At 67.5% G+C, this 18,834-nt stretch carries 16 protein-coding genes; 4 read left to right on the top strand and 12 right to left on the bottom strand.

The window, feature by feature from the left end; translation table 11 throughout:
- Positions 1-305: 305 nt before the first annotated feature.
- Complete coding sequence (locus tag CEK66_RS13135; RefSeq protein WP_026143743.1) at positions 306-1,694, top strand: serine hydrolase domain-containing protein; 1,389 nt, start codon at positions 306-308, stop codon at positions 1,692-1,694.
- Between the two features lie 1,621 nt (positions 1,695-3,315).
- Here the strand turns inward: CEK66_RS13135 and CEK66_RS13130 are convergent.
- The 11 genes from CEK66_RS13130 to nudE all read right to left on the bottom strand — a co-directional run bounded on the left by CEK66_RS13130 (position 3,316) and on the right by nudE (position 11,857).
- Positions 3,316-3,771: a hypothetical protein gene (locus tag CEK66_RS13130; protein ID WP_010344200.1), complete on the bottom strand. Its 456-nt coding sequence runs from the start codon at positions 3,769-3,771 to the stop codon at positions 3,316-3,318.
- Between the two features lie 323 nt (positions 3,772-4,094).
- Entirely contained in the window at positions 4,095-4,544 is a 450-nt protein-coding gene (locus CEK66_RS13125; protein WP_152237215.1) for a hypothetical protein, read from the bottom strand.
- Positions 4,545-5,011: 467 nt separating this feature from the next.
- Positions 5,012-5,407: a glycine cleavage system protein GcvH gene (gene gcvH / locus CEK66_RS13120; protein ID WP_017910465.1), complete on the bottom strand. Its 396-nt coding sequence runs from the start codon at positions 5,405-5,407 to the stop codon at positions 5,012-5,014.
- Positions 5,408-5,499: 92 nt separating this feature from the next.
- Positions 5,500-6,606 (bottom strand): glycine cleavage system aminomethyltransferase GcvT, encoded by a 1,107-nt coding sequence (gene gcvT / locus CEK66_RS13115; protein ID WP_152237214.1) that lies wholly within the window; start codon positions 6,604-6,606, stop codon positions 5,500-5,502.
- A gap of 309 nt (positions 6,607-6,915) precedes the next feature.
- The gene (locus CEK66_RS13110; RefSeq protein ID WP_026144669.1) at positions 6,916-7,347 is read right to left on the bottom strand and encodes an NfeD family protein; all 432 of its coding nucleotides are present in this window, start codon (positions 7,345-7,347) and stop codon (positions 6,916-6,918) included.
- A 3-nt stretch (positions 7,348-7,350) separates the two neighbouring features.
- On the bottom strand, positions 7,351-8,316 hold the full coding sequence (locus tag CEK66_RS13105; RefSeq protein WP_152237213.1) for an SPFH domain-containing protein: 966 nt from the start codon (positions 8,314-8,316) through the stop codon (positions 7,351-7,353).
- A 63-nt stretch (positions 8,317-8,379) separates the two neighbouring features.
- Positions 8,380-8,682, bottom strand: a complete 303-nt coding sequence (locus CEK66_RS13100; RefSeq protein WP_017910461.1) for a DUF962 domain-containing protein — start codon at positions 8,680-8,682, stop codon at positions 8,380-8,382.
- A 609-nt stretch (positions 8,683-9,291) separates the two neighbouring features.
- Positions 9,292-9,615, bottom strand: coding sequence for a YnfA family protein (locus CEK66_RS13095; protein WP_017916569.1), 324 nt, complete (start codon positions 9,613-9,615; stop codon positions 9,292-9,294).
- Complete coding sequence (mazG, locus tag CEK66_RS13090) at positions 9,612-10,388, bottom strand: nucleoside triphosphate pyrophosphohydrolase (RefSeq protein WP_152237221.1); 777 nt, start codon at positions 10,386-10,388, stop codon at positions 9,612-9,614. Before mazG ends, CEK66_RS13095 begins: the two co-directional genes overlap by 4 nt.
- A gap of 129 nt (positions 10,389-10,517) precedes the next feature.
- Complete coding sequence (cysQ, locus tag CEK66_RS13085) at positions 10,518-11,318, bottom strand: 3'(2'),5'-bisphosphate nucleotidase CysQ (protein ID WP_017912917.1); 801 nt, start codon at positions 11,316-11,318, stop codon at positions 10,518-10,520.
- Positions 11,315-11,857 (bottom strand): ADP compounds hydrolase NudE, encoded by a 543-nt coding sequence (gene nudE, locus CEK66_RS13080; protein ID WP_226978604.1) that lies wholly within the window; start codon positions 11,855-11,857, stop codon positions 11,315-11,317. Before nudE ends, cysQ begins: the two co-directional genes overlap by 4 nt.
- Before the next feature lie 86 nt (positions 11,858-11,943).
- On the opposite strand from nudE, the gene bioA reads away from it, so the two are divergent.
- Together bioA and CEK66_RS13070 are read left to right on the top strand one after the other, a co-directional pair.
- Positions 11,944-13,335 (top strand): adenosylmethionine--8-amino-7-oxononanoate transaminase, encoded by a 1,392-nt coding sequence (gene bioA, locus CEK66_RS13075; protein ID WP_152237211.1) that lies wholly within the window; start codon positions 11,944-11,946, stop codon positions 13,333-13,335.
- Positions 13,326-14,057, top strand: coding sequence for a 16S rRNA (uracil(1498)-N(3))-methyltransferase (locus CEK66_RS13070; RefSeq protein ID WP_152237210.1), 732 nt, complete (start codon positions 13,326-13,328; stop codon positions 14,055-14,057). Before bioA ends, CEK66_RS13070 begins: the two co-directional genes overlap by 10 nt.
- A gap of 158 nt (positions 14,058-14,215) precedes the next feature.
- Here CEK66_RS13070 and CEK66_RS13065 read toward each other — a convergent pair whose 3' ends face one another.
- Complete coding sequence (locus tag CEK66_RS13065) at positions 14,216-15,238, bottom strand: glucokinase family protein (RefSeq protein ID WP_152237220.1); 1,023 nt, start codon at positions 15,236-15,238, stop codon at positions 14,216-14,218.
- Positions 15,239-16,112: 874 nt separating this feature from the next.
- On the opposite strand from CEK66_RS13065, the gene CEK66_RS13060 reads away from it, so the two are divergent.
- Entirely contained in the window at positions 16,113-18,773 is a 2,661-nt protein-coding gene (locus CEK66_RS13060) for a TonB-dependent receptor (RefSeq protein WP_152237209.1), read from the top strand.
- The last annotated feature ends 61 nt before the right edge of the window (positions 18,774-18,834 follow it).

Here is an 18,834-nt window from a genome sequence, read left to right as displayed (position 1 = left end):
CTGCAACCGTGGTGTTCAAAGTGAAGTGCGGTCGCAGGGTGGAGGTGCAGACAGACCCTCACCCCAACCCCTCTCCCGGAGGGAGAGGGGCTGAAGCGGGGCTTGCGCGGCACGGCGATTGCATGTCCGTGGGTATCCGCCGCAGTCCCCGCCACCGCTCCGCCGGCAGGCCTGCACACCCCCGTCCGAGGCGGGAAATCCCCAGCAGGATCAAGGCGATGCCTATTCATCTTCTCCCAGTTTGTGCATTCGAGAAATCCGGCGCTAGAATCGTGGCCGGCAGCACCTCACAGGCCTCAGGCGCAATGACACAGAACAGCAGGCACCGGCTCCTTCGACCGGTGGCAACCGGGTTGCTGGGGGCATTGCTGCCCTTTGCGATGTCCTCCACCGCACAGACGCCGGCGCCCGCACAACCGCTGCCGCCGCCGCTGCACACCGAAGCCACGCGCTACACCTCGCCGACCCAGCCGCTGCCCTACCGCGCTTCGCTCACCCAGAGCCAGGTACTGCCGCTGGCCAAGGACTTCGATGTCGCCGCGCTGGAGTCGGTGGCCGAACAGTTGACCTATGGCGAGCGCGTGCCCGGTCTGGCGATGGCCATCGTGCACAACGGCCAGGTGCTCAGCGCGCGCGGCTACGGCGTCACCGACGTCAATCGCCCCGAGCAGGTCGATGCGCACACCGTGTTCCGCCTGGCCTCGCTGTCCAAGGCGTTCGCCGGCACCATGGCCGGCCTGCTGGTCAACGACGGCACCCTGCGCTGGGACAGCAAGGTCGTCGACTACGTGCCCGGCTTCCAGCTCAGCGACCCGGTCGCCACGCGCCAGTTGAACGTCGCCGACCTGCTCAGCCACCGCGTCGGCCTCACCTACAACGCCTACGACCGCGACGTCGAATCCAACATCGACTACTACACGCTCAGCCACAAGCTGGCCTATGCGCCGCTGAAGTGCGCGCCGGGCGAGTGCTACGCCTACCAAAACGTCGCCTTCAGCCTGATCGGCGACGTGGTGTTCGCCGCGTCCGGCAGCTTCTACGAGCAGTCGGTGGAGCGCCGCATCTTCAAGCCGCTGGGCATGAACGACGCCAGCATGGGCCTGGCCGGCATCCAGGCCAGCCCGCGCTGGGCGCGCCCGCACGTGCGCAGCCGCAACGGCTGGGTGTCGCTGACGCCCAAGCCGACCTACTACCGCCTGGCGCCCGCCGCCGGCGTCAATGCCAGCATCAGCGACATGGCGCAGTGGCTGATCGCGCAGACCGGGCATCGTCCCGACGTGCTGCCGGAGCCGCTGCTGGCGACCCTGCACGCGCCGCTGATCCTCACCCCGGGCGAGATGCGCTCGGGCTGGCGCCGCGCGCGGGTCAACTCGGCCAGCTACGCGCTGGGTTGGCGCGTGTTCGACTACTCCGGCCACCAGGTGATCTTCCATGCCGGCGCGGTGCAGGGCTACCGCGGCCTGATCGCGCTGGTGCCGGAACGCGACCTCGGCGTGGCCATCCTGTGGAACGGCGAAAGCGGCCTGCCCTCGGGCCTGCTGCCGACCGTGCTCGACCGCGCGATCGGCCTGCCGGCGCAGCGCTGGCTGGACGTGGACACCGACTTCGGCAGCGACAACCTGATGGCCGAGCGTCCGGACCCGAAGGACAAGAAGGGCGCGTCCTCGTCCAAGTCGGTGGCCTCGCCGCACTGAGCGCGGCCTCCCGCAGCATCCTCGCAGAAGGCGGCGCAAGCCGCCTTTCTGCTGTCTGCAGCGCTGACCTGCGCAGCGTGTGCCCCTTCCCGGCTGGGACGCGGTGCCATTCCCGCAGCAACGACACGGCGCGGTCTCCGCCGCACTGACCGCGCGCTCGCGCAGCATCCTCGCGAACGGGCGCGCGAACCGCCTTTCTGCTGTCTACAGCGCTGACCTGCGCTGCGTGCGCCCTTCTTCCCGACGCGGGGACGCAGTCCTGTCCCGGCTGCGGCGATGCGCGGGCACGAGCGCGTCACAAAAGTGTGGCCGCAACGCCGACGTCATGCCTGGACGAACGATCGGCGACTGCGTCGCCCCAGCGGCAGCAGGCGCTCGGAGCGCCCGCGCACGGCCGCGGTGAGGGTGGTGGCGCACCGTCGCTTCCAAGATCGCGCACAGGGCACACGCCGCGCCCTCTCGGCATTGTTCGCGATCCGGCATCTGGTGTCGCTGCGCCCCGCATCGCCGCAGGCTGCCGTTGGCGTGCTGGCAATTCGATGCACCATCGCCGACGTGCGCGGGACAGCGCGCGAGGTGCGACTGCAGGACACCTTCGATAACGACCGACGAGAAGCATCCTGCGGGAGTCGACTGTCATGCAACCACGACGCGCGACGTGGTGGGTGCTTTCCGATGGACCAATGCGTCGGGACTGAAGGCCCTCCCACAGCCACCTGGCGAGCTCGCAAGCCACTGTGGAAGTCGCTTCAGCAGCGACGGGCATTCCAGACAAAGCCCGTCGTGGCTGAATCCGCTCCCACAGGGGCTTGCGGCGAACCTACCGGGTGCACTGCGGGAGGGACTTCAGTCCCGACGACGGAGGGTGTCGGCCGGCTTTCGGCTTCGCTTGTCGCGGCTGCACGACAGTCGACTCCCACAGGACAGACTGCATCCGGCGTGAGTGTGGCGAAAGCAGGCGGCCGGAGACTCCCCCCAATCCACGGACACGCCGGAAAAACCCGTGATGCGGAGTGGAGGCGGGCAAGGCGCGCTGACGCGCTGCAAGTGCGCACGCAACGTCTTGGCTGGGTCAGCGAATGCCAGGCGTTCCGCCTGCTGTGGCGGCCCGGATCCCGACGGTCGGTCGATCCACGCCAGGGGCGATCCATTGCGCGCGATATGACGGCCTTTGCTGCCGCCTACCGTCGTGTCGTTGCCGGCGTAGCTGTCGTGCAAATTCATGCCGACGATAATTGCCCGCGCCTCCCGGTACTCGCGTGGCTGCCCAGGCCGCACGTGCATGCCAGGGAGATCAGGTGGATGCGTGGCCCTGCCCGTAGGCACCGACCGTGGCACGGAGGCGACGCAGCTTGCCGCGTCGGTTGCCGATGCGACAGGCACAGGCGCGATGTCCACGTCGCAGCCTGGCAAGCAAGGCACAGGGAAGGGCCAGCGTGGATCGAGAAGACGGACGCTGCGGGGATCGTCGGACGGAGGCACCACGGAGGTACTCTCGGGTCGGGACTGAAGTCCCTCCCACAACCGGGACTGCGGGCACGCGCGGCAGGATGCCGCACATAAAAAACTCCCTCCCCGCTGGGCACCGGGGAGAGAGTCTAGGAACAGCGATCGGGATGGATCAGATCAGCGGCGCGGGCGTGGCCGGCAGCGCGACCGGAGCGGCCTTCTTCTTGCGAGCGGCCGGCTTCTTCTTCGCCACGGTCTTCTTGGCGGTGGCCTTCTTCGCAGTTGCCTTCTTCGCGGCCGGCTTCTTGGCAGCCGACTTCTTCACCGTCTTCTTGGCAGCGGTCTTCTTGGTCGCAGCCTTCTTCGCGGTCTTCTTCACCGCCTTCTTGGCGACGGCCTTCTTCGCGGTCTTCTTGGTGGCGGCCTTCTTCGCCGTCTTCTTCACTGCCTTCTTGGCAACGGCCTTCTTGACCGCCTTCTTCACCTTGGCGACCTTCTTGGCCACCTTCTTGGCGACCTTCTTGACCGCCTTCTTTACCGAAACCTTCTTCGCTGCCGGCTTCTTGGCGGCAGTCTTCTTGACCGCCTTCTTAGCGGCCGGCTTTTTCGCAGCTTTTTTCGTCGCCATGGGATGGCTCCTCGTCAGTGAACTATGGATTGAAAATGCCCAGTTAAAGCAACCTCGCGGCGATGCTCCGCCTGCGGGAACCGCCGGCGCGCGCTGCGGGCCGGATCGGATACAGAAACACCCGTACCGGATAGCGATACGGGTGCGATGCCAGGGGAGACGTTGCGTTTCTCGGAGGGAAGCGACTCCAACTCCACCATCTTCGGGTTCCTGGCGGATGTCCAAGTTGTGCTTCGCGTTTTGATGTCGATCCGATTCACTCGCTTGCGCAGCAACGTCTGCTGGGCGAAACCTAATCACGGTTTTTTTTACTGTCAACACTTCTACGCAATTTTTTTTTCGATGGCGCGCGCGCCACCGACGCCGCATGCCGCACTGGCCGCCTTGCCGACGCCGCCGATCGCCGACGCCGACGCCGCGAGGAAAACGGCGCATGCAAAAAAAGCAGGGAAATTTCCGTGTTTTCTGTAACGACACACTGCCTCGATCGCGTTGCGGGCAGGCAGCGGCGAAGCGTCGGCGGGAACCGCGGCGATGCACGCCAGCCTGTCCGCTAGCTGAAAAAAAATTTCGCGACCGCACGCGGTTCCGGCATCGCACAAGTGCAAATGCGCAAAAGTGCGCAAACTTTTTTGCGTCGTGCGGCGCTCACGACGCGCGCGATGCATGCGTGCCGCGTCGCCGGGTGGCGCCGCATCGCGCCACCGCGACACGACCTGCACGCACGTCGCCGACACACCGCGACGCGCACGACTGCCCTCGCCCACCTCCATGCCAAGTCGCCAACGCGTCCTCGGGCGATGCCGTTGCACGGTCGTGTCGACCGAAACAGCTCGCAGAGGTGATCGACTGGCGCCGGCACGCACCGCGCCGCCATGCATCGGCGACGCGAGCAGCGCACACCGCATCGCCGATGCCCGCGCGTCGTCGACCCACGTTGTGCCTCCACGCCGCGCTGCACCTGCGCCGCGTCGGAAAACCGGCGCCGGCCGACGCGCGGGTCGTCGGCATCGGTCTACGCCAGACGCGACGAACACGCTGCGCTCGCGGTACGCCCGGCGGCGACCTCACATGGTCTTCGCAGCAACGCACGCGGCGACGCAGGCGACGCGCGTTCCGGGATCGCCATGCCGAGAATGGCGCTGCCGACGCGCGAACGCTGGCGAGTTCGCCGAGCCGCGCCCAAAAAGAAACCGGCCGCACTGGGCGGCCGGTTCGGGTATCGCGATGGGCGGTCGGCTCAGTGGCCGTCGTCCTCGAGCAGTTCGGCGTACTCGTCCGGCGACAGCAGTTCGTTCAACTGCTCGGCATCGTCCGCTTCCAGCACCAGGATCCAGCCTTCGCCGTAGGCGTCCTCGTTGATCGTTTCCGGCTTGTCGCTCAGCGCGGTGTTGACCTCGACGACCTTGCCGCTGAGCGGGCTGTACACGTCGGAGGCGGCCTTGACCGACTCGACCACGGCCACGCCGTTGCCGGCTTCGACGTGATCGCCGACGTTCGGCAGCTCGACGTAGACCAGGTCGCCGAGCAGGCCCTGGGCGTGGTCGGAGATGCCGATGGTCACGCGACCGTTACCTTCGACGCGGGCCCACTCGTGGGACTTGAGGAATTTGAGGTCGCCAGGGATCTCGCTCATGGGGCTGCTCCGGAAGAAGACGGTATCGAGGATGGGAGTCTAGTGTAGCGAACCGCGCGCTTGGGGACGAAGTCGCGCGCGGCGGACAGGACTCAGCCGAGCACGCCGGGCTGGACCTGGCCTTCGCGCACGAACGGGAACTTGACCACGCGCACCGGCACTTCCTTGCCGCGGATGTCCACGCGCACCACACCCGGCTCGCCGGCCGGCACCCGCGCGAAGGCGATGGCCTTGCCCAGCGTCGGCGAGAAGGTGCCGGACAGGATCTCGCCGTCGCCGTTCGCGGTCAGCACCTTCTGCCCGTGGCGCAGCACGCCCTTCTCGTCCATCACCAGGCCGATCATCTGCCGCGGCGCGCCGCCGGCCTTCTGCGCTTCCAGCACAGCGCGGCCGATGAAGTCGCGGCCCTCGTCGAGGGTCACCGTCCAGGCCAGCGCGGCCTCGTAAGGCGAGACGCTGTCGTCCATGTCCTGACCGTAGAGGTTCATGCCCGCTTCCAGGCGCAGCGTATCGCGCGCGCCCAGGCCGGCCGGCTTCACCCCCGCACCGATCAGCGCCTCCCAGAATGCCGGCGCCTGCGCTTGCGGCAGCACGATCTCGAATCCGTCTTCGCCGGTGTAGCCGGTGCGCGCGACGAACAGCGGCACGCCCGCGTCCGAGGTCGCCTCGATCGCGGCGAAGCGACCGAGCTTCTGCGCCGCGGCACGATCCTGCTCGCGCAGCAGGCCGATCGCCTTGGCGCGCGCGTTCGGCCCCTGCACCGCGATCATCGCGAAGTCGTCGCGCTCGCGCACCTGCACGCCGAACGCCTGCGCCTGCTCGCCGATCCAGGCCAGGTCCTTGGTGCGGGTGGCGGCGTTGACCACCAGGCGGAAGAACGCATCGGACATGTAATAGACGATCAGATCGTCGATCACCCCGCCCTGCGGGTTGAGCATGCAGGTGTACAGCGCCTTGCCCGGCACCTTCAGCTTGTCCACCGAATTGGACAGCAGATGGCGCAGGAACGCGCGGACCTGCTCGCCGTGCAGATCGACCACGGTCATGTGGCTGACGTCGAACATGCCGGCGTCGCGGCGCACCTGGTGGTGCTCGTCGATCTGCGAGCCGTAGTGGATCGGCATGTCCCAGCCGCCGAAGTCGACCATCTTGGCGCCGAGGGCGCGGTGGCTGTCGTTGAGGATGGTCTTCTGGGTCATGGCGCGGGTCCGTGAGAAAAGTCCCCCATTATCGCTGGGGCGGAGCCGGGATTGGGGAATCGGGAATGGGGATTCGTCAGAGCGGCTTTCCTGGATCCGAAGGACTGGCGCTCGATCGCGCAGTGCCGTGGGAGCGGCTTCAGCGAAGGCCGGGATCGGGGAGTTGGGATTCGGGATTAGCAAGAGCGGGCGTCCTGAGCCGAAGGACGCGCGCTTGATCGCTGCTCCTACGCGCAGGAAGATTGGGAAGGTGGAGGTACCGCGCACTCGCGGCACCAATCCCCAATCCCGACTCCCCAATCCCGGCTTTCAAACCGCCTGGACCAGCAGCGTCATCCCGTCCACGCCGACGATGCGCACCGTGCTGCCGGCCGGCAGGTCGGGGCCGCCGACGACCCAGAAGGCGTCGTCGACCTTGGCGCGGCCGCGGCCGCCGTGGATCGGCTGGTCCAGGGTCACCATGCGGCCGATCAGTTGCTCGGCGCGGCGGTTGAGCAGCGGCTGGTCGCTGGTCCGGCCGCGGTTGCGGAACCAGGTGCGGTACACCTGGATCGAGACGAAGCTCAGCACCACGAACGCGCCGACCTGCAGCAGCAGGGAGATGTCCGGGAACACCAGCACGGCGAGGAACACCGCCGCGGCGGCGAAGCCCATCCACAGCATGAAGGCGCCCGGCGCCAGCGATTCGGCCGCGAACAGCAACAAGGTCAGGGCACCCCAAGCCACTACCTCAATGCGCATGGCTCAGACTCCGTTGCGCGGCGGCACGCGCGGCACTGCCGGCGGGGAGGCCTGCTTGTTCAGCGCCTCGCGCGCCAGTTCGGCGATGCCGGCGATCGAGCCGATGATGCCGCTGGACTCCATCGGCATCAGCACGAACTTCTGGTTCGGCGCGGTGGCCAGCTCCTTGAACGCCTCCACGTACTTCTGCGCGACGAAGTAGTTGATCGCCTGCACGTCGCCTTCGGCGATCGCCTTGGACACCATCGCCGTCGCCCGCGCTTCGGCCTCGGCCAGGCGCTCGCGCGCCTCGGCGTCGCGGAACGCGGCCTCCTTACGGCCTTCGGCCTCCAGCACAGCCGCCTGCTTCTCGCCGTCGGCGCGCAGGATCTCCGACTGCCGCGAGCCCTCCGCCTCGAGGATCTGCGCGCGCTTCTCGCGCTCGGCCTTCATCTGCCGGGCCATCGCATCGACCAGGTCGCGCGGCGGCTGGATATCGCGGATCTCGATGCGGGTGACCTTGATGCCCCACGGATTGGTGGCATGGTCGACCACGTTCAGCAGCTGCGCATTGATGGTCTCGCGCTGGCTCAGCGATTCGTCCAGGTCCATCGAGCCGATCACGGTGCGGATGTTGGTCTGCACCAGCGCGATGGTGGCGATCTCCAGGTTGGAGACTTCATACGCGGCCTTGGCGGCGTCCAGCACCTGGAAGAACACCACGCCGTCCACGCGCACGACCGCGTTGTCCTTGGTGATGACGTCCTGGCTGGGCACGTCCAGCACCTGTTCCATCATGTTGACCTTGCGGCCCACCCCGTACATCCACGGAATCAGGAAGTGCAGGCCGGGCGACAGCGTGTGGGTGTAGCGGCCAAAGCGCTCCACCGTCCACTGGAATCCCTGCGGCACCATACGCACGGTCTTGAACAGCACCACCACGCCGAAGAACAGGATCACCAGCGCAAGGAAGAAGGAAGACGGCATCAGGTCGCTCCATTAACCAGAAAGAAATCGAATCCGCAGTATAGCCAGCGCACGCGCACGTGCCGGTCACCAGCGGATGCGGCCCAGCAGCATGTCCTTGAACATCACCCAGTCGCCGGCAAGCGAGTACAGCGGGTGCTTGAAGGTGGCGGGACGGTTCTTCTCGAACACGAAATGGCCGATCCAGGCGCAGCCGTAGCCGCAGACCGGTGCGGCCCATAACCAACGCGGCTGGCCGGTGCACAGCGCCAGCAACAGGCTCGCCAGCACGCCGAGGCTGCCGACGAAATGCAGCCGTCGCGACACCCGATGCCGGTGCTCGCTCAGATAGAACGGATAGAACTCGCGAAAACTGGAGAAGCGACGCATGCGATGGCCCTCCCGAGGCGACGCAGGCATTCAGCATACGCTGGGAGCGCGGACGTCGCGCGCTGCGCACGGATGCGACGCGCAGATGTCATGCGGCCACGACGCGCACTTGGCGTGCTTTCCGATGACGCAATGCGTCGGGACTGAAGTCCCTCCCACCGTGCACCCACCGCATTCGCTGCAAGCGCCTGCGGGAGCGGCCTCCGTCGTGCCGTGGTGCGACGAGGACGTGTATCGCGACCACAAGGCACCGCCCATCGCGCCTTGACGTGTCCTGCGGAAGTCAACTGTCATGCAGCCACGACGCGCAACCTGGCGTGCTTTCCGATGATCCAATGCGTCGGAACTGAAGTCCCTCCCACCGTGCACCCACCGCATTCGCCGCAAGCGCCTGTGGGAGCGGCCTCCGTCGTGCCGCGGTGCGACGAGGACGTGTATCGCGACCACAGGGCACCGCCCATCACGCCGTGACGTGCCCTGCGGAGGCGCAACGGTCATGCGGCCACGACGCGCAACGTGGCGTGCTTTCCGATGAGCCAATGCGTCGGGACTGAAGTCCCTCCCACCGTGCACCCACCGCATTCGCCGCAAGCGCCTGTGGTAGCGGCCTCAGCCCTGCCGCGGCGCGAACATGATCACCGCCATGCCGGCCAGGCACAGGCCGGCGCCGAGCAGGTCCCAGCGCGTGGGGCGCATGCCCTGCACCGTCCACAGCCACAGCAAGGCGACGGCGACATAGACGCCGCCGTAGGCGGCATAGACGCGGCCGCTGGCGGCAGGATGCAGGGTCAGCAACCAGACGAAGGCCGCCAGGCTGCCCGCGGCCGGCAACAGCAGCCAGGCGCTGCGCTGTTCGCGCAGCCAGAGATAAGGCAGGTAGCAGCCGACGATTTCCGCGACGGCGGTCAGCACGAACAGCAGCAGGGTCTTCATCCGGCCGCGGCGCGCTCTTCGTCCTTGGCGCGCTGCCAGTACGCCTCCTGCTGCACCAGCGACAGACCATCGAGCGCGCCACCGTCCTGCTGCGCCAGCCGTTCCATCGCGCGGAAGCGGCGCTCGAACTTGAGGTTGGCGTGGCGCAGCGCCGCACCGACATCGACCTTGGCATGCCGCGCCAGGTTGGCGCAGACGAACAGCAGGTCGCCGATCTCGTCCTGCAGCCGTGCCGGATCGACCGCGGCGCCATGCGCCAGTTCCGCGCGCACTTCCTCCAGTTCTTCCTGCACCTTGTCCAGCACCGGCGCGGGGCCGGGCCAGTCGAAGCCGACCCGCGCCGCGCGCGACTGCAGCTTCAGCGCGCGCTGCCATTCCGGCAGGCCGCGGGCGATGCCGGCCAGTGCCGAGCCGTCGCGCTCGCCGGCGGCGGCGCGCTCGGCGCGTTTGATCTCTTCCCACTTCAGCGTCTGCTGTTCGGCATCGGCCACCTGACTGTCGCCGAACACGTGCGGGTGGCGGCGCACCATCTTGTCGCAGATCGCCGCAACCACGTCGTCGAAGCCGAACGCGCCCTGCTCGCGCGCCATCTGCGCATGGAACACCACCTGCAGCAGCAGATCGCCGAGTTCGTCCTTCAGCCCGGCCAGGTCCTGGCGGTCGATCGCGTCGGCCACTTCGTAGGCCTCTTCGATCGTGTACGCGGCGATGCTGGCGAAGTCCTGCTCCAGGTCCCAGGGGCAGCCCTGCGCGGGATCGCGCAGGCGCGCCATGATGTCGAGCAGGGCGGGAAGATCGTAGCGAGTGGGGGTCACGGGAGGGTTCCGGTGCGACGGCACCGCTGCCGCCTGCCGCCTAGTGTGGCAGAGCGCGCGCCGTGCGGCGCGTGCTCGCTGCGCGGCTCAGCCCAGCCAGTCGCGCCAGGGCAGCGCCGCATCGCCCAGCGCCACGAAGTCGCCGTTGAGCAGCGATTCGCGGCGGTTGTAGCGGAACGGCTTGCCGGTCGCGGCGGCCAGCAGCGCGCCGCCAGCGGCCTGCAGCACGCACTGCCCGGCGGCGGTGTCCCATTCGGAGGTCGGGCCGAAGCGCGGATACACGTCCAGGTCGCCATCGGCGATGCGGCAGAACTTCAGCGACGAACCCTGCGCGACCAGTTCGATCTCGCCCATGCGCTGCAGCAGCGCGTCGGTACGCGCGTCGCGGTGCGAGCGGCTCGCCGCCACCCGCAGCGGCGCGGTGGCCGGCCGCCGGGTGTTCAACGCGGTGTCGCGGAAGCCCTCGCGGCGGTACGCCTGCTCGCCACGCACCGCGTGCCAGACGCGGCCATCGACCGGCGCCTGGACCACGCCGAACACCGGCGCGCCCTGGTGGATCAGCGCGATGTTGACGCTGAACTCGCCGTTGCGCTTGACGAACTCGCGGGTGCCGTCGAGCGGGTCGACCAGCCAATAGGTGGTCCAGTGCTCGCGCACCTCCCACGGAATCTGCGCCGATTCCTCGGACAGCACCGGCAGGTCCGGGGTCAGCCGCTCCAGGCCTTCGACGATGATCTGGTGCGCGGCCAGGTCGGCCTGGGTCAACGGACTGGTATCGGCCTTGTGCTCCACCTCGAAGCCGGTGGCATAGACGGACATGATGGCCGCGGCGGCATCGATGGCGATGGCGATCACGGTTTCGCGCAAATCACTGGTCAGACGGATCATTCGGCGCGACCCAGCCACTCGCGGGCGATGAACAGCGCCGCCAGCGAACGCCCCTCGGAAAAATCTTCACGCAACATCAGTTGATCCAGTTCAGCCAGTTTCCAGGGCACCACTTCCAATTCCTCCGGCTCGTCGCCGGTCAGTCGTTCGGGATAGAGATCTTGTGCAAGCACCAGCCACGACTGGTGGCTCATGTAGGTCGGCGCCAGGGTCATCGCGCGCAGCACGCACAACTGCCGCGCGCCGTAGCCGGCCTCTTCCTTGAGTTCGCGGTCGGCTGCCTGCAGCGGGGTCTCGCCGGCGTCGATGCGGCCCTTGACCAGCCCCAGTTCGTAGCGATGCACGCCGGCGGCGTATTCGCGCACCAGCAGCACGGTCTGCGCATCCAGCATCGGCACCACCACCACCGCGCCATGACCCGGCGCCTTCAGCCGGTGGAACACGCGGCGCTCGCCATTGCTGAACTCCAGGTCCAGCTCCTCGACCCGGCGCTCGGCGGCCGATTCGCTGCGCTCGCGCACGGCATGGATGACCGGCAATCGACGGGTCACGCCGGCACCCTGCGGCGCCGGACGGCGTCGATCGATAGAATGCGCGGAGCGAAGAACCTGTTCATGAGCGCGAAATGCTATCAGACCTGACCGCAGCACAGATGGCCGAGGCGTGGCGCACGCGTGATCTGGCCGTGCTCTGGCACCCGTGCACGCAGATGCGCGAGCACCCCGACACCCTGCCCCTGGTCCCGATCGCCCGTGGCGAAGGCGCCTGGCTGATCGACCACAGCGGCCGCCGCTACCTGGATGCGGTGAGCAGTTGGTGGACGAATCTGTTCGGCCACGGCGAGCCGCGCATCGCCGCGGCCATCGCCGCCCAGGCCACCCAGTTGGAGCAGGTGATGCTGGCCGGCTTCAGCCACGAACCGGCGGTGCTGCTGGCCGAGCAGTTGCTGGCGCTGGCGCCGCGCCAGGAAGGGCGCGCGCCGCTGGCCAAGGTGTTCTATGCCGACAACGGCTCGGCCGGCGTGGAAGTGGCGCTGAAGATGGCCTTCCACTATTTCCAGAACCGCGGCGAACCGGGGCGCACCCGCTTCGTCGCGCTGGAGAACGGCTACCACGGCGAGACCATCGGCGCCCTGGCGGTCGGCGATATCCCGCTGTACCGGCGGGTGTACGCGCCCCTGCTGGCCGAGGCGCTATTCGCGCCCTCGCCCGACGCGTACCAGGCAGAACCGGGACAGAGCGCGCGCGAACGCGCCGATGTCGCAGCCGATGCGCTGGCCGACCTGTTCGACCGCCATCCCGGCGAGATCTGTGCGGTGATCCTGGAACCGCGCCTGCAGTGCGCCGGCGGCATGCGCATGCACGATCCGGCCTATCTGCGGCGGGCGCGCGAACTGTGCGACGCCAACGGCGCCTTCCTGATCGCCGACGAGATCGCCACCGGCTTCGGCCGCACCGGCACCCTGTTCGCCTGCGAGCAGGCCGGGGTGATGCCGGACCTGCTGTGCCTGTCCAAGGGCCTGACCGGCGGCTTCCTGCCGCTGTCGGCGGTGCTGGCCACCCAGCATCTGTACGACGCCTTCCTCGACGACAGCCGCGAACGCGCCTTCCTGCATTCGCACAGCTACACCGGCAACCCGCTGGCCTGCGCCGCGGCGCTGGCGTCGCTGCGGATCCTGCAGGAGGACGACGTGATCGCGCGTAACCGCAGCACCGCCGAGACCATGCGCGCGCTGTCGGCGCCGTTCGCCGAGCATCCGCACGTGGCCGACGTGCGCCAGGCCGGCATGGTGGTGGCGTTCGAACTCACCCGCACCGGCGACAAGCGCACGCCCTTCCCTGCGTCCGCACGCGTCGGCCTGCACGCCTACCGTGCCGCGCTGCAACGCGGAGTGGTGCTGCGCCCGCTGGGCGACGTGCTGTACTGGATGCCGCCGTACTGCGTGGACGCCGAGCAGTTGACGCTGCTGGCCGAGACCACGCTGGCGGCGATCGACGAGGCGGTGGCATGCGCCTGACCCGCTGCCATGTGGAGCTGCCGCTGCACGCCGGCGCCGAGTTGAGCCTGCCGGAAGACGTCGCCAACCACCTGCTGCGCGTGCTGCGGCTGCGCGAGGGCGATCCTTGCGTGCTGTTCAACGGCGACGGCTGCGATTACCCCGCCGAACTGCTGCAGGCCGGCAAGCGCAACGCCAGCGTGCGCATCGGCGCGGCGCAGCCGGTCGACAACGAGTCGCCACTGGCGATCACCCTGCTGCAGGGCGTGGCGCGCGGCGAGAAGATGGACCTGATCCTGCAGAAGGCCACCGAGCTCGGCGTCGCCGCGATCGTGCCGGTGTGGGCCGAGCGCACCGAAGTGAAGCTGGATGCGGCGCGGGTGGACAAGCGCGTGGCGCACTGGCGCAGCGTGGTGATCTCGGCCTGCGAACAGTCCGGCCGCGCGCGCGTGCCGCAGCTGAGCGCGCCGCTGGCGCTGGCCGATGCGGCGCGCGCCGCGGCGGACAGCCCCTGCCGGTTGATCCTGGATCCGCAGGGCGAACACCGCCTGCGGTCGCTGGCCATCGGCGGCGCTGCGGCGACGATCGCGATCGGCCCGGAAGGCGGCTGGTCGCCGCGCGACCGCGCCACGCTGGAGGCCGCCGGCTTCGTCGGCCTGCGCCTGGGGCCGCGCATCCTGCGCACCGAAACCGCCGGCCTGGCCGCGATCGCGGCGCTGCAGGCGCACCACGGCGACCTGTGAGTTCAGGCAAGCGATGACGCTGTAGACAGCGGCGCCGCAACGCAGGCGCCGCAGGCATGGGACATATATATGTGTCGACGCGCTACGGCACGCCAGGCACGCCGCGCCGGCGTTGCGGGACGCCGCCCATCGGCGCGGCCATCGCCGCACCGGTCCGCTCAGTGGCGCTGCTGCAGGAACCAGTTCGCCGCGCCGATCACCCCGAGCTGGCCATGCTCGACCAGCTTCACCGGGATCTGCTCCAGCGCAGGACGCATCGCGCCCTTGTTCAAGTAGCGCTCGACGAAGCTGCTGGCGGACAGGAACGCGCCGATCTGCGGCAGGAAGCCGCCGGCCAGATAAATGCCGCCCTGCACGCCGTACAGCAGCGCCATATCGCCGACCACGCTGCCTAGCAGGCCGCAGAACGCGGACAGTGCCTCGTGCGCGAGCGGATCGTCGCCGGCCAGCGCAGCCGCGGTGATGTCGTTCGGTGCGGCATGCGCAGGCGTGGCGCCACGCAACTCGCACAACGCGCGATAGAGATTGAGCAACCCGGGGCCGGACAGGAAATGCTCCATCGGCACATAGGAGCGATCGCGCAACAGCCGCTGCGCCAGCGCCAGTTCCAGATCGTTGCCGATCGGCAGCGCGGCATGGCCGGCCTCGGTGGCCAGCACCATGGCGCCGCCCTGGGTCGGAATCCACACCGCGGCGCCGAGGCCGGTACCCGGACCGATCACCAGCGCAGGCCCGCGCTGCGCCTTGCGCGGCCCGGTCAGATGCAGCACTTCGCTGGCGTCCATCGACGCGGCCGCATACGCCACCGCTTCGAAATCGTTGACCAGATGCAGTGCCTTCAGGCCCAGCCGCTCGCGAATTTCCGGCGGCGACAGCGTCCACGGCAGATTGGTGGTGATGACGCGACCATCTTCGAGCGCGTAACCGGCGCTGGCGATCACCCCACGGGTCGGCTTCGGCCCCTGCACCTGGCCCAGGAACTCGCCGATGATCTCGGCCAGACCGGGATAGTCGGCGCAGCGGTATTTGCGATAGTCCAGCACATCGACGGACGGCGCCGGGCCGGCACCGGCAGCGCCTGCGACCAGGCCGATCCGGACATGGGTTCCGCCGACATCGGCAGCAATGAAGGGCTCGGCGCGCGGCACGGCCGCTGCCACTGATGAACTGCTTGCGGACACATCTTCTCCCGTTGCGCCAGAGCAGGCGCACGCCGATTCGGCAGATTGATCGATCGAGTGTCGGACCACCTTGACAACGTTGTCAAGGTGAATTTCACCCGCTTGTCGTTTTGTCTTCACCACTGCGACTTCATCGGCCGGATCGCCCGGCCGTTCGAGTGGTCGATCGCATGGCGCGTTGCATGGGTGAACATCCGTCGCAAAATTTCGCCGCATTGCACAAATTTCTGCCACACGCCCAGCCAACCGGCAGCGCTTGCCACACCAGGGCCTCGCGGCCAACGCAGGCCCGCTGCACCCATCCGCGGGCATGTTTTCTTTTGTAGACAAGCACCTAGGAGACGCGACGGAAGGGCCGCGAAAGCCTCCGGAAAGATGCCGCGGCGAGCCTTGCTTGCATTCGTCAAAACCACGTGAAACGGGTGTTGACAACGCTGTCAGCGCTACGACAGACTCGGCTCACACAAGTTTTACAACTTCAAGACATGCCACGTTCAGGGGATTCAGACACAGCGACGCATCGCCGCTCCTCCCGCGCCAAGTGGCAGGACGCGCGCTGACGCTGCGACCGGCATCCCCCGAACCGACGAAACCACGCCCCGAGCCGGGTCGGACGCAGCGACGTCCGGATCAGGCGACAAGGTGCACTGCTGTATTGCTGGACTTGGTTGTTACCTGCAGGAACACAGGAAGGACTGGCGCCCTCGATGCCGCCGGTTGGCTACTTCCGCGTCAGCGACCGGACGACGCGCATCGAGATGCGATCCGCGCAGCGCCACCAAGCGCGGCGCCATCCACAAGGCCGGGCAGCGGCCAGCACGCCGGAACATCGGTTGGCACCTCATGCCCAAGTACTCACCCAGAGGTTTAGCCAATGAATAGCCGCACCACTACCTTAGCCCTCAGCATCATGGCCGCGCTGTACCTGTCCGGTAACGCCGCCGCGCAGGAAGCGCCCGCTTCCGCCACCGCGGATTCCAAGAACGTCCAGCAGCTGGATGCCATCACCGTCACCGGTTACCGCGCCTCGCTGGAGAAGAGCCAGTCGGTGAAGCGCTCGGCCAACTCCATCGTCGATGCGATCAGCGCCGAGGACATCGGCAAGTTCCCGGACACCAATGCCGCCGAGTCGCTGGCGCACCTGCCGGGCATCAGCGTGGACCGCCAGTTCGGCGAAGGCGAGAAGGTCAGCATCAACGGCACCGACCCGGCGCTGAACCGCGTGCTGCTCAATGGCCAGACCATCGCCTCGGGCGACTGGGGCGGCAACCCGACCGACACCAGCGGCCGCACCTTCAACTACACCCTGCTGTCGCCTGAAATCATCGGCCTGATGGAGGTCTACAAGACCCCGGAAGCCCGCATCGACGAAGGCTCGATCGGCGGCACCGTGATCGTGCACACCCGCAAGCCGCTGGACCTGCCGAAGAACACCATCCGCGGCTCGATCGGCTACAACTACAACGACCGTTCGGAAGAAGGCAATCCGCGCGGCTCGGCGCTGTGGAGCTGGAAGAACGACGACGAGACCTTCGGCGCGTTGATCTCCGCCACCCACGACAAGCAGGATCTGTCGCGCGCCGGCATCGAGTTCTTCGGCTACAACACCGGCGCCGGCATCCCGCCGACCGCGCGCATCTCCGGCGACGGTGGTAACGTCGCGACCGCCAAGATCCCGGTGGGCATCAATAGCGCCTTCTTCCAGCAGACCCGCGAGCGCAACGGCCTGCAGGGCGCGCTGCAGTGGAAGCCGAACGATCAGAACGAGTTCAACCTGACCGGCATCTACATCAAGGGCAAGTACAACAACTTCAGCGAATCGCGCTACGTCTGCCCGGGCTGCGGCGACCAGGACAAGATCACCAGCGCGACCGTGCAGAACGGCTACATCACCCAGGCCACGGTCACTGATGGCGCCGGCAACGGCAAGCAGCCGTATGCGCAGCTGGACACAAACTACCGCGAAAGCACCGTCACCACCAAGAGCCTGAACCTGCGCCACGACTTCTACGGCGACAAGTGGGTGTTCACCTCGCAGGTCGGCACCACCGAGGCCACCGGCGGCAAGAACCCCGAATACCTGATGAAGTTCCTGCTGAAGGACGGTGGCTACAACTTCGGTTACGACGGCAGCCACACCGACGTCAACTACGACAACGCCAGTGCCGCCAACTGGGGTCTGGTCGGTTCGCCGGCCGGCCTGGCGCCCGGTTCCACCGCCGCTTCGGCGATGCAGGCCGGTGGCATCTACTACGCCAAGAGCACGGACAAGGAGAAGTACTTCCAGTTCGACGCCGCCCGCGATCTGGACTGGGGCCCGCTGAACAAGCTGCAGCTCGGCTACAAGTACATCAACCACGACAACGGCGTCGACGCCCGCGGCAACCGCATCAACACCACCAATGCGATTTCGCTGACCGACTTCAGCCCCGGCACCACCCCGAGCGGTCTGTACGACGGCCTGGGCGCCAGCGGCGACCTGACCAACTGGCCGACCGCCAACCTCAACTCGGTGATCAGCTACCTGCGCGGCCAGCCGCAGGGTCCGTACAACCGCGACTACGGCTCCTCGTTCGACGTCAAGGAAATCACCAGCGACCTGTACGCGCAGCTGAACTTCGAGTCCGGCGCGTGGCGCGGCAACCTGGGCGTGCGTTATGTCGACACCAAGGACAAGTCGCTGTACTGGCAGAGCGCCGATGGCGGCGCAACCTACAACCAGACCCAGGTGAGCAAGCAGTACTACAAGCCGCTGCCGAGCTTCAACCTGGCCTACGACCTGGATACCGACAAGGTGCTGCGCTTCTCCGTGGCCAAGGTGATGGCACGTCCGCGCTACGGCGACCTGGCCGGCTCGTTCACCATCAACAGCAGCAACGGCAACCTGACCGCCAGCGGCGGCAACCCGGACCTGAAGCCCTACGAGTCGACCAACTACGATCTGGCCGCCGAGTGGTACTTCGCCCCGTCCAGCATGCTGTCGGCGGAACTGTTCTATCGCGACATCAGCTCGTACATCGTCACCACCACCTCGCAGCAGCAGCTGACCGATGCGGTGAGCGGCGTGAGCGGCCTGTTCACGGTGACCTCGCCGATCAACGCCTCCGACGCCAAGGTCAAGGGCGCCTCGCTGAACTACCAGCAGGCCTTCGGCTACGGCTTCGGTCTGCAGGCGAACTACACCTACGCCACCGCCGACGCCAGCACCGGCCTGAACCTGCCGTACCTGTCGAAGAATACCTACAACGTGATCCCCTACTGGGAAAACGGTCCGTGGATGGTGCGCCTGAACTACAGCTACCGCTCCAAGTACTTCACCCAGGTCGGCCGCCTGAACTCGCAGGTGTTCACCGACGAGTACAAGCAGCTGGACCTGACCGCCTCGTACGAGATCAATGACTGGATGAGCGTGAGCTTCAGCGCGACCAACCTGCTCGACTCGACGTACTACTGGTACAACGAGGTCAAGTACGCGCCGATCGGCATGTACAAGAACGGCCGCGGCTACCAGGCGCAGCTGAACTTCAAGTTCTGATGTAGCACCGGCGCGCCACCGTCCCTCCACGGTGGCGCGCTTTTTCGTGTCCGGCGCGGCG

It is taken from the genome of Xanthomonas sp. LMG 12460 (assembly GCF_009192895.1).
GTDB lineage: Bacteria > Pseudomonadota > Gammaproteobacteria > Xanthomonadales > Xanthomonadaceae > Xanthomonas_A > Xanthomonas_A sontii.
The sequence above is the reverse complement of the archived record's forward strand: the minus strand, read 5'-3'. Positions and strand labels throughout refer to the sequence as shown.